This is a genomic window from Burkholderia sp. YIM B11467 (assembly GCF_052952715.1).
Window position 1 is genome coordinate 112,621 of the sequence record NZ_JBQVSQ010000004.1, and the last position, 11,508, is coordinate 124,128.

General features: G+C 68.1%; 11 protein-coding genes. 10 read left to right on the forward strand and 1 reads right to left on the reverse strand.

Going from position 1 to position 11,508, the window contains the following annotated elements:
* The first annotated feature begins 7 nt into the window (after positions 1-7).
* Genes ACTRWB_RS16025 through ACTRWB_RS16050 form a run of 6 tightly spaced genes read left to right on the forward strand, consistent with a single transcriptional unit; the run spans position 8 to position 6,046 of the window.
* Positions 8-1,246 (forward strand): hypothetical protein, encoded by a 1,239-nt coding sequence (locus ACTRWB_RS16025; protein ID WP_446902441.1) that lies wholly within the window; start codon positions 8-10, stop codon positions 1,244-1,246.
* A complete protein-coding gene (locus tag ACTRWB_RS16030) occupies positions 1,236-2,654 on the forward strand; it encodes an MATE family efflux transporter (RefSeq protein WP_446902442.1) in 1,419 nt (472 codons plus the stop codon). The genes ACTRWB_RS16025 and ACTRWB_RS16030 overlap by 11 nt, the downstream gene beginning before the upstream one ends.
* Positions 2,655-2,698: 44 nt before the next feature.
* Positions 2,699-3,370: a class I SAM-dependent methyltransferase gene (locus ACTRWB_RS16035; protein ID WP_193102781.1), complete on the forward strand. Its 672-nt coding sequence runs from the start codon at positions 2,699-2,701 to the stop codon at positions 3,368-3,370.
* Positions 3,371-3,383: 13 nt separating this feature from the next.
* Positions 3,384-4,556, forward strand: coding sequence for a citrate/2-methylcitrate synthase (locus ACTRWB_RS16040; RefSeq protein WP_446902443.1), 1,173 nt, complete (start codon positions 3,384-3,386; stop codon positions 4,554-4,556).
* 47 nt (positions 4,557-4,603) lie between these two features.
* Positions 4,604-5,473 (forward strand): SAM-dependent methyltransferase, encoded by an 870-nt coding sequence (locus ACTRWB_RS16045; RefSeq protein WP_446902444.1) that lies wholly within the window; start codon positions 4,604-4,606, stop codon positions 5,471-5,473.
* A 9-nt stretch (positions 5,474-5,482) separates the two neighbouring features.
* Positions 5,483-6,046, forward strand: coding sequence for a GNAT family N-acetyltransferase (locus ACTRWB_RS16050; RefSeq protein ID WP_446902445.1), 564 nt, complete (start codon positions 5,483-5,485; stop codon positions 6,044-6,046).
* A gap of 93 nt (positions 6,047-6,139) precedes the next feature.
* On the opposite strand, the gene ACTRWB_RS16055 is transcribed toward ACTRWB_RS16050, so the two are convergent.
* Positions 6,140-6,940, reverse strand: a complete 801-nt coding sequence (locus ACTRWB_RS16055) for a thioesterase II family protein (RefSeq protein ID WP_446902446.1) — start codon at positions 6,938-6,940, stop codon at positions 6,140-6,142.
* 333 nt (positions 6,941-7,273) lie between these two features.
* On the opposite strand from ACTRWB_RS16055, the gene ACTRWB_RS16060 reads away from it, so the two are divergent.
* The 4 genes from ACTRWB_RS16060 (at position 7,274) to ACTRWB_RS16075 (ending at position 11,438) form a co-directional block, all read left to right on the forward strand.
* Positions 7,274-7,483 carry an MbtH family protein gene (locus ACTRWB_RS16060; RefSeq protein WP_193102776.1) on the forward strand — a complete coding sequence of 70 codons (210 nt, stop codon included), beginning with the start codon at positions 7,274-7,276 and terminating at the stop codon, positions 7,481-7,483.
* A 227-nt stretch (positions 7,484-7,710) separates the two neighbouring features.
* Positions 7,711-9,039 carry an MBL fold metallo-hydrolase gene (locus ACTRWB_RS16065; RefSeq protein ID WP_446902447.1) on the forward strand — a complete coding sequence of 443 codons (1,329 nt, stop codon included), beginning with the start codon at positions 7,711-7,713 and terminating at the stop codon, positions 9,037-9,039.
* 28 nt (positions 9,040-9,067) lie between these two features.
* Positions 9,068-9,958 (forward strand): cupin-like domain-containing protein, encoded by an 891-nt coding sequence (locus tag ACTRWB_RS16070; RefSeq protein WP_446902448.1) that lies wholly within the window; start codon positions 9,068-9,070, stop codon positions 9,956-9,958.
* A gap of 70 nt (positions 9,959-10,028) precedes the next feature.
* Entirely contained in the window at positions 10,029-11,438 is a 1,410-nt protein-coding gene (locus tag ACTRWB_RS16075) for a hypothetical protein (RefSeq protein WP_446902449.1), read from the forward strand.
* The last annotated feature ends 70 nt before the right edge of the window (positions 11,439-11,508 follow it).

Below are 11,508 nucleotides of genomic sequence, written 5' to 3' on the forward strand. Positions count from 1 at the left end.
GCCCACGATGTCCGACCGCACGACCCGCTTCGATTCCTCCGCCGTGAGCGAAGCGCTTTCGTACGATGCCCACTATGCGCGCTTGCTGCCGGCGGGCGTGGCCAGCTACGCGGCGTTCCGCGCGCAGGTCGCGATCGAGACCGCGGACGACCTGAAACGGCGCGTGCTGGAGCGCCTCGATCACGACGGTCTCGCCGGCGCGACGTTCTACACCACGTCGGGCACGAGCGGCGAAGCCAAGCTGCTGCTCAGCGCGACATCGCGCAAGCGGCCCGATGCGACCTATGGCCGGGCGCTCGCGAACGCGCTGGCGGGCAGGGTGTTCGCGCCGACCGACCGGGTGGCGAACCTGTTCACCGCCGGCGGCTTTTCCACGCTGTACGACGGCGTGAACCGGCTGCTGGAGGCGATCGGTGCGAACGTGCTGCCGATCGGGCGGCTGGACGCCTACGGCGCCGATCTGCCCGCGATGCTGAACCTGATCGGCCGCACCCGTCCCAACGTCCTGGTCGGCACGCCGACGAGCGTGCTGCAATGCCTGCGGCTGCTCGACGCGCACGGCGTCGACCTCGACGTGACGAAGATCCTCTACACGGGCGAGGCGTTCCCCGCGCGCAAGCGCGAGATCGTGCGGCGCTGCTGGCGCAATGCCGAATTCTTCGGACTGTACGGCACCACCGAAACGGGCTTTCTCGGCTATCACACGCCGCACTGCGATGACGGGCATTACCACGTGCTCGACGACTGGTTCTTCCTCGAGGAGGAGGACGGCCAGTTGCTCGTCACGAGCCGCGCGAACCCGGGCCTCGCGATGCTCCGCTACCGGATCGGCGATCGCGTGCGCATCGGACCGTCGGTGCGCTGCGCGTGCGGCGAGGCAGGGTCCGTCGTCGTGCTGCAGGGCCGTGCGGACCAGCGCTTCAAGTTCGCGGGCAATCTCGTCAGTGTCGCGCTGCTCGCCGATCGGCTCGCGGCGTGCGCCGGCCGACCGCTCGATTGCCAGTTCCGCCTGGGCGCCGACGCGCAGGGGCGCGATTGCCTGAAGGTCGCGGTCGACCTGGCCGACGACGAACTCGCACCGCTCGCGCCACGGCTCGCCGGCGCGCTGCTCGAGATCGAGGACGTGCGCGAGTGCATCGACAAGGGCGAGGGCCGCCTCGACGTGCTCGGCCGCGATGCGTTGCGCTTCTCGGCGCGCCAGAAGCTGCCGCGCCTGATCGACGAGAGGCACGCTCATGTCCGATGATCGCGCCACCGCCACGCCCGTCGCGTCGGGCGCGTCGCGCGCCGAACGCATACGGCAGTTCGCGGCCGAGGTGCGTGCGACCTGGCTGATGCTCTATCCGATGGTGCTGTCGTCGATCGCGGGCTATTGCATGACGCTGTTCGACTATCGCTGGATCCGCGACCTGCCGGCCGAGGACATGGCGCTGCTCGCGCTCGTCAACGGCAGCGTCGTCACCTTCATGTTCCTCCTCAGCAAGAGCTTCGAGGAATCGTTCGTCGCGGTGTTCGCCAAGGCACCCCGTGCGGACCAGGGCCGGTTGTTCGTGCAAAGCCTGGTGTTCGCGGGCGGGATCGGCGTGCTGGTCGTGCTGGCGTTGATCGGCACGCGGGCGCCGCTGATGATGTTCATTTCCGGCGGTCAGTTCCACGGCGACCGCATGTTCGGCTACTACGCGCTCGTCATCGGCAGCTTCCCGCTCACGCTGCTCAGCACCACGCTTTCGGCGGCGATGCGCACGTATGGCGACACCAAGTCGCCCGCGCGCATCAGCATCGTGTGCGGCGTGATCAACAACCTGCTCGACCCGCTGCTCGTGTTCGGGCTGTTCGGCCAGCATCCGACGCTGCAGCTGTTCGGCCTCGCGCTGACCGCGTGGATCACCAAAAGCCTGTACCTCGGCTGGAGCATCGGATGCATCCGCCCCCGGCTGCGCCGCGAGCAGGTCGCGTTGCCGCGCCCCGGCGTGGAGTGGCCGACGCAGCGCCGGCTGCTGCGCATCTTCGTACCGTCGGCCGCGCTCGAGACGCTGACCTTCCTCGCGAACACAGCCGTCTATTCGATGATCGCCCGCTACGGCGTGCGCGCGATCGGCGGCTACGGCATCGGCTTCGAGCTGATGACGATCGGCTTCATCCTGATCAAGGGCTTGAGCATGGTCTTCATGATCCGGATCGGCCATCTCGTGCGCAGCCGGGCGCCGTCCCGCGCGGCGCTGCAGTCGGTGATGCTGCTGGGTGTGCTGTTCACGGCCGCGATCAGCATCGCGTTCTTCCTGCTGCGCGCGCTCGCGCTGCGCTTTCTCGCATCCGACGCCGGCGTGATCGCCGTCGCGAGTGCGCTGCTCGACTATGTGCCGCTGTTCGTCTTCAGCTATCTGCTGACGAACCTCGTGACGGGCTGCTTCCAGATCCTCGAACGCCCGGCGTACGCGATGGCGCTCGGCCTGTTCTTTTCCTGGATCGTCACCCCGGGCGCGATCTATCTCGGTGTCACGCATCATCTCGCGCTCACGCAGCTGTTCGCGCTGCTCGCGGGCGTGAGCGTCGTGCGCCAGACGGTGTACCTGACGATCTTCCTGCGGCTCATGCGCAGGCTCGGCGCGGCACCCGCCGCCGCACCGGCCGGCGCGCGCCACGCCGTCGGATGAATCCGCGGCTGCCTTACCCCTCGACCTCACGACTGGAGACCTGCATGCGTACCAACACCCCCGCCGAAGTCAACGCCGACACCTACGATCATTACGTCGACGCGTTCACGCTCGAATGGAACCGCAATCTCGTGCAACGCGTCGAGCACGAACTCGCGCAGCGGCGCATCGCGTCGGGCCGGTTGCTCGACGTCGGCACCGGCACCGCGCGTACCCTGATCGAACTGGCTCGCGTCCCGTCGCTCGCGCCGCTGGGCTTCGTCGGGGTCGACTATTTCGACGACATGGTGCAGCGCGCCGAGCAGAACGTGCGCGCGGAAGGGCTGGGCGAGCGCATCGAGATCCGCGCGGGCGACGTGCATGCGCTGCCGTTCGACGACGCGACGTTCGTCGCGGTGATCGGCCGCTCGGTCGTGCATCACTGGGCCGATCCTGTCGGCGCGTACCGCGAGATCTTCCGCACGCTCGCACCCGGCGGCTTCGCGCTGATTCACGAGCCCTGCAGCGATCCCGATCCGGAGGCGCTCGCGTTCTTCAACGAGCGGCGCGCGGCCGCGAACGTCCATCCGGTCCATCTCGACGGCAAGTTCACGGTGGCGGAGTCGATCGAGCAGCTGCGCGAAGCCGGTATCGGCGAGTACGCGCAAGTGTCGAAGGGATCGGGGATGCTCGCGATCGGCTTCGAGGTGCTGATCGCGAAGCCGGCGCGGCAGTAAACGAGGCCCGCCGATGCGACTCGACCCTGACCTGCCGGCGCGGGAGGCTGTCCGGCCGCGCGCCGCGCGCGACGAATGCGAGATCGACGCGGTGTCGATCGCGCCCGACCGGCTCACCGTGCGGGGTGTCGATCTGCTGCAACTGATCGAGTCCGTCGATTTCACCGCCGCGATCCTGCACGTGCTCACGGGCCGGATGCCGGACGCCGCCGACGTGCGCGCGCTCGATCGCGCGCTGGCGGCGCGGCTGGCTGACGACGGTGCGCCCGAGGATGGCCTGCTTGCCGCGCAGCTGGCGCGCCGCCAGCGCCGGCCCGAGGTGTTTCTCGCGGCGGCCGTCGCGGCCGGGCTCGCCGACGGGCCGCCCGCGCGGCCGGTCGCGTTGCCCGAAGCGTTGCGCGACATCGGGCAGGGCGCCGAGATCGCAACGGGCCTGGGCATCGTCGCCGCGTTGCCGCGCCTGCTGTCGGTGTGGCGCGAGGTGTCCTGCGAGACGGCGGCCCGGACGCCCTCGGCAGGCGCCACGCGCGGCTTCAGCGCGGCGGTGCTGGACTGCCTGGGCGGCGGTGCGTCCCGCGACGCGCAGGCCAGCCTGTTCGATGTTCTGCTGGTTGCGCTGCACGGCGGCTTCGGCCTCGTCGCGCCCACCATCGCGCTGCCGCGCTTCTCGGCCAGCACCTACGCGAGCGTCGACTTGAACCTGATCGCGGGCTTGACGGGCAGTGGCCCCGCGCACGTGGGCGCCTGCAGCGACGCGACGCGCTTTCTCGCGCGCCTCGTCGGCAAGACGTCCGCCGAGATTCGCGATTGCGTCGCCGAACGTGTGCGTGCGGGCGACCGGATTCCGGGTTTCGGCCACCCGCTGCTCGAGCGCGACCCGCGGCCCGCCGCGCTCGAGCACCACGCGGCGCGGCTGGGTGTCGGCGGGGCGGCGTTCGACGCGTATCGGGCGGTGTGCGACACGATGCAGGACGTGCGCGGCCTGCCGCCGAACATCGATGCGGCCGCCGCAGCGATCCTGCTCGAACTCGGCGTGCCCGCCGTGCTTGCCACGCCGGTGTTCCTGTTTGCCCGGATGCCGACGATGCTCGCGCACGCATTGCAGAAGAAAGCGCACCCGCCATTCGGCCAGACTCGCCCGATGGCGCGCGAACGCCTCGCCGCGCTGCCGAAGGCATGGATCTGACGCCGGCTCGCCGGCGCCCCACAACCCGAGATTGGATCGACACCGACATGCTGACCAACCTGCCGCTCGCGCCGCATTGTGCGGCCAACGATACCCAGCACCGTATCGACTTTGTGAAGACCCAGATTCATCGCTGGATAGACGAGATGTTCGTGTCGCCGGACCGGCACGATCTGCGCGCCTGTTTCGCGAAGACGCTGCTGATCCGCAACTACCTGCTGTCTCCCGTGCTCGATGCGCATGAGACGGAACGCTTCCTGCGCGACGCGACGGTGCGCGAATACATGAAGCGCTTTCAGGCGCTGTCGCTCGACAACGAGGTCCGCTTCGAGCGGCAGATGAGCGACGTGTTGCGCGCGGGGCCGTCGAGCGAGGGGCTGCTCCTAATCATCAAGGAGTACTACGCGGAGATTTACCGGCTGCTCGCGCGGACCGAGATATTCCTGTCGGACATGTGCTCGGATTCGACAGTGGCGATGGTCGGATCCGGCGGCATGCCGCTTTCGCTCCTGTTCATGCAGTCGTTCAGCGGCGCGCGCATCGTCGGGCTGGATCTCAGCGAGGAATCGCTACGAACCGGCGAGCGTTTCGTCGATCATCTGTGCGCACTGCATCCGGCGCGCTATCGCCGCGACGCGATCGAGATGGTCCACGCGGATGGCGCGGCCTACGACTACGGCGCGTGCGACATCGTCATCCTGTCGATCCACATCGAGAACAAGACGGAGATCGTCGAGCGGATCATCGAGACGGCGCCGCGCGATCGCCGCGTGATCGTGATCGAGCGGCAAGTGCAGGGGCTCGGCCAGTATTTCTATCCGAACTATGGGTTCGATCCAGCCGGGCTACCGCTCGCGAAGCTGGCCACGTTGTGCTCGTCGCTGCTGGTGAGCACTGCCTACCAGCTCGACCGGTAGGCGGGCGCGATGACGGGATGCGAGATGCGCACGGGCGGGATCGGTCTGTTCCACGCATGGGAACGGCAGGTGCTCGCGCTTTACATGGAGGCGTTCACGACCGGGGCCTACGCCGGGCACTATCTCGACGAGGCCGCGGAACGGGGCTGGATCTACCGGCTGTTCCGCGAGCATGCCGCGCGCTGCCATCTGTGGGTGACCGGCGACACGCTGGCTGGCTTCCTGCTGTCGGCCGATTCGTGCTACGACCGCAAACTGCCGGCGTCGCTGCGCGCGACGCTCGGCGACGGGCCCGTGCTGTCGATCGCGGAACTGGCGGTCGCGCCGAGCTGGCGCGCACGCGGGCTCGGCGAAGCGCTGGTGCGGCGCTGTGTCGAGGAGGCGGCGCCCGGCTACCGTGACGTCATCGTGCGCAGCAACGGCAATGCGGCCGCCGCGCACCGGCTCTACCTGCGGCTCGGGTTCGAACCGTTCGGATCGGTGCGGGTGCGAAACGACATGCTGAGCGACGGGCGGCACGGCGTCGAGTGGGTCGACAAGCAGTATTTCCGTTATCGGATGGCTGGCCACTGACCGCGAGCCGGGTGGGGCGCGAAAGACGGGGCACACTCGAAGCGGCTAACGGGCGCCGTCTCCCCACCCAACCCGCCGCCACGCCACCGGCCACTACATCAGCGAAGGCATCGCGCCCACAGCGGTGTCGCACCGCCCCGCATCGGCCAACGCTTGGCCGATCGCGTGCTGAACGACGGCCGGGTTTTCCAATAAATAGAAGTGCCCGCCGTCGAACTCGCGGAAGCTGACCGGGTGCCGCGACGCGCGCATCCAGTCACGCTGCCCGGCGGGGCTCGGCACCGTGTCGTCGCGGCCCGAGAAGACCGTGACGGGGCACGGCAGCGCCGTCGCGGACGGTAGCGGAAAGCACTCGTCGACCACACGAAAATCCGCCTTGGCCAGCTTCAGCAGCATCGCCCGGAGCGCGTCGTGTTCGACCACTTCGCGCGGCGTGCCGCCGAGCGACACGACATAGTCGACGATCTCCGCGTCATTGCGCAGGTGAACCGGCGCGCCATCGAGCCGCGTGTGGCGATGCGGGTAGAACGGCGCATCGGTGCCGGAGGCGCCGAGCCAGACGGGCGGATGCCCCAGTTGCGTCATGTCGCGCGCGAAACAGTACGCAATCAGCGCCCCCATGCTGTGGCCGAACACCGAATAGTCGCGCGGCAGCAGCGGCCGAAGGGCCCGCAGGAAGTCGATCAGTTCGGGCAGCGTGTCGATCGCGCGCGTGCCCAGGCTCCTGCCGCGGCCGGGCAGTTCGATCAGCCATACCTCGATGTCGTCCGGGAACGACGCTCCCCACCGGTAGTAATTGGCCGCCGCGCCGCACGCATGATGGAACACCAGCAGCCGGTGCCGCGCCGTCGGGCGCGCGAGCGGAATGGTGAGGGTACTGGGTAGCAAGGCCATGCGTCGGGACTCCGCTTTAAAAAACCGACTATAAAAAATTTTCAAACAATTGCACCGATTATCTATTTAATCGAAGAGGCTGATCGTCTTCTATCGGTTAGCATATTTATGAAACAATGATCGGGATTATTGGATGTCGGTGATTATGATTTATTTTGTTTTCATGCAATAGAAATGTAATTAATTTTAGATGGCCTATGGTAAAGTCTGCTCGCTTCGATTTCAAAATACTTGCATCGTTGCCAGGCGCGAACGGGGCGGGCTGTTTTTATCGAAAAATCGAATTGTTTGATGCGTGCGACACGTGTGATCGATTATTGAAATGAGAGAGACATGGAAGCCGAAACGCCGCAAAACGACGCCGTTTTCAAGGTAGTCGTCAATCACGAGGAACAATACGCGATCTGGCCGGACGACAAGCATGTGCCGGAAGGCTGGCGGGCGGCAGGCCCGTCGGGAACCCGGGACACCTGTCTCGAATGGATCAACGCCAACTGGACCGACATGCGGCCATTGAGCGTGCGGGCCGCGCTGTCGGCCTGACTGTCGACGCGTCGCGCTACTCAGCGCGCAAGAAAAGATAAAGGAACGATGCGGCATTTCGCGGCCCGGTGACGGCGCGCGCGGGAGCACGCTGCGTTTCGCCGAGAGAATCCGAGGGAAATAACACTATGTCTGTCGATGATCGCCTGGGGGTCTTCCTCAATACAGGCATTCTGGCTTCGCGCGCGCATGATTTGGGCTTGCTGATCGAGCGGCAGGACGCGCTCATGCAGCAATTCATGGAAGCGAAATTCGAACCGGCCGCCTGCGCCGCGCTGTTGCGCGACGCGATTGCGCGTTATCCGTTCCTGGCCGGGCTGTTCGATCCGGATTCGGTGGCGGCCGGCGGCTGCATCGCGAGCCGCGCGCTGCTCTACGATCTGCATCAGCACCGTGATCGCTGGACGCTCGCGCTCGCGCCGCGGCACGGCGAGCCGATCGTGCTCGACACCGCCGCCGCCGATGTGCCGCAGATCGCGAACGCGCTGCGCGACGCGCTGCAGCGCAACCACTGGCAGCCGCTGTCCGAGCTGTACGCGGACCCCCGCCTGCTCGGCTGCGAACGGCCGGACGGCGACGCGGCGCTGGCGTGGCCGGCGTTCGACGGCCCCGGCATCCAGCGGCTCGAACACGCGTCGCTGCTGATCGCATCCGAAACCACCCGCCTGCTGACCGACCCGATCAGCCTCGCGATCGGCGGCAACGTCGGCCTGCCCGATCTCGATCGCGCGCCGTCCAACCTGGGCCAGCGGATCGACGGCATGCTCGTCACGCACGGGCATCTCGACCACTGGCACATCCCGACCATCCTGCGGCACGGCGGCGACGGATCGGTGCCGGTCGTCGTGCCGCACATCCCGGTCGCGTCGCTGCTGGCGCAGGACGACATGCAGCAGTCGCTGCGCGACGTCGGGCAGACGGTACTCGCGCCCGGCTGGGGCGAAACGGTGCGGATCGGCGACATCGAGATCGACATCCTGCCGTTCTACGGCGAGCAGCCGACCATCGGCGCGGCCGTGCCGCCGCAGGACGTGCGCAACTGGGGCAATTGCTACCGGGTCACGACGCCGCAGTTCTCGGTGATCCTGCTCGTCGACAGCGGCGAGGACGCGAAGGGCTCGGTGATGGACGTGATCGACCGGTCCGTCGCCCGGCGCGGCCAGCCCGACCTGGTCCTGAGCTGCTGCCGCGAATTGCGCAAGCCGCCGTTCTGGCAGGGCCTGTTCACGTTCTGGATGGTGCTGCCGATGACCGACCTGCAGCGCCTGACGCACGTCGCGGAAGCGGGCGACGGCCCGTCCATCACGCTCGGTCCGTCTGGTATCGGCGAACTCTGCGCGCGCGCCGGCGCCCGCGCGTTCGCGCCGTATGCGAACGGGTTCTGCGGCATCGCCACCGAGATCGGCGACATCGGCTGGATCAACGGCGAGCCCGCGGAAGCCGACACGCTCGACCAGATCGACGCGCGCGTCGGCGCGCTCGGCGGCGCCACCCGGGTGATCCGCTGGCTGCCCGGCGACGTGCTGCGCCACGACGGCGATTGGCAGGTGTCCTGATTTTCTTCCTGTCGACAGGAGCCCCACGATGACTGGCAGCAAGATTGTGCCGATGCCGCGGATTCGCTACGACGGCAGCCGGAGCATGCGCGACGTTCTGGCCGGACTGAAGCATCCGGCCGTGCTGGAAGGATTCATCGAAGCATGGCCCGCGCGTACGCGCTGGACGCCGGATTTCTTCGTCGAGCGTTACGGCGAGCACGAGATCACGGTGGAGACGTCGCAGCTATCGCCCACGCCGACGCAGCCGGACCTCTACCTGGGCGCGCGCCGCTACGAAACCGCGCGCCTCGGCGCGACGATCCGCGCGATGCAGGCGCAGGGCAGCGCCCGCACCGCGTACATCACCTACGCGGCGATCTATTCGACGGCGCCGGAGCTGAAGGACGACATCACGCCGCTGCACGAACAGCACGGCTTTCCCGGCTGGATGCCGCACTGGCTGCGGCGCCGGCTGGTGTTGCGGCCGGGCTTCTGGCTCGGCCCCGAAGGGATCTCGTCGCCGATGCATTTCGACCGGCACGAGAACCTGAACGTGCAGGTGTACGGCCGCAAGCGCTGGGTGCTGTTCGCGCCCGAGCAGTCCGCCAACGTGTATTACCGGCAGCGCCGCGACCTGCCGGTGATCTTCAGCCCGGTAGACATGAGCGATCCGGACCCGGCGCTGTTTCCGCGCGTGCAGTCGGCGCCGCGCCACGACTTCGTGCTGGAGGCGGGCGACGTGCTGTACCTGCCGCCCGGCTGGTGGCACTACGTGGAATCGCTGAGCGATTCGATCAACGTGAACTACTGGTGGTGGTCGCCCCGCGCCGTGCGGACCTTCTGCCGGGTCGAGCTCGCGAGCCTGTGGCAGGCGCTCGCGCGCCGGTGGCGCCGCGCGGCCGACAGGGCCGGCAAGCCGATGTCGATGCCGCGCTGACGCGCCGGTGCCACGCCGTTCGTTCTATCGGGCCGCCGTGCCGGCGGCCGTGTCTCTTCAGGAAGCCATGATGCAGAACGAGTTTGATTTCACCGTCATCGATGCGCTGTACGCGACCGGCTATCACGGGCCGCGCGCGCTCGACAAACCGGAGTTCTACTGGCGCTCGATGCTGGGCTCGATGGTCGCCTATCGCGACAGTTTCTTTCGCCCGCTCGGCGAGGAGATCGCGCCGGCCGACGCGCGCGACGGCATCGAGATCGAGGCCACGCGCTGCGAGTACGAGGGCAGCCGGTTTCATCACACGCTGCCGATGAACATCTCGTCGCTGCGGCAGTTCGCGAACCACTGGCACCTGGTGCTGCCCACCATCTCGACGCTGCGCGACGGGGTTTGCCGCCTGCGTGGCCACGACGGCGCGGTGTCGATGCTCGACCTGTGGTTCATCAGCAAGCTGTGCCAGCTGCTGCCCGCGTACCTGATCCGCCGGCGCGAGCAGCCGGCCGACCCGGACGGCATTCCCGTCGTGCCGTCGATCATCTACCGGATCTCGCTCGGCATGCACCGGATCGTGCATATCTCGCTGATCAAGCGGATGGCGTCCGGCGGCGATCCGGCCGCGCCGTGCCTCGCCAGCGACGCGTATTACCTGATCGCCGAGGCGGCGGGCCTGCTCGTCGGTCGCAACTCGGTGTGTGCGGGGCCGCAGACGATGGTCGAGCAGGCCTACCGCGCGATGATCGAGTCGGCGCCGCTGGCAGGCGCCGAAGCGAGCGCGGCCGAGCCCGGTTTTTACCGCTATGCGGCGGCGTTCCTGAAGCTCGAAGCCGAAAAATACCTGTTCGCGGTGCGGGCGGCGCAGCAGTTGCGCGCGCTGATCGTCGCGCTCGACGCGGTGCCCGGGCAGGCGCGAACGCACGCGTTCCGCGACGCGCTGGCGCGCTTCGAGGATTGGTCCACCGAACACACGAGCCCGCTCGCGCACGAGATCGCCCGCGAGGATCTGGCGATGCTGCTGCAGGGCGACGAGGCCGAGATCGCGCGCGCGCGGCAATGGCCGGCGGGGACGGTGCTGCGCCAGATGACGGCCGGGCTGAACCAGCTTGTCGCCGCGGCGGACCGGATGTGCGTGGCCACGCTTGGCGCACACGGGCCGGCGCTGCTGGCCGAGATCGACGCAATGCGCGCCGCGCCGCGCGGCGCGGACGAATGGTCGGCCGATGCGTTCGCGGCGCACGGGCTCGACGCGGCGGCGGCGCAGGCGACGGCGGCCGCGCTCAATACGTACCTGCACGACGAGCACGCCGCGCAGCGGATCTTCACACGGCTCCAGCAGGAGGTGGACCGCGCGCTCGGTATCGACGACGCCATCGCGCCGTACTCGGCCGATGACATCGCCGCGGTGTTCGGGCCGCGGCTGCGCCACTGCATCGCCGAACACTTCACGGAACCGGACGTCGCGGACCACGCCGTCCGTTGACGCGCGGCGCGCCGGGATCGACTTGCCGCGCCGTCCTTCACGTCCTTCATGCATCCAGACAGGGGCTAGC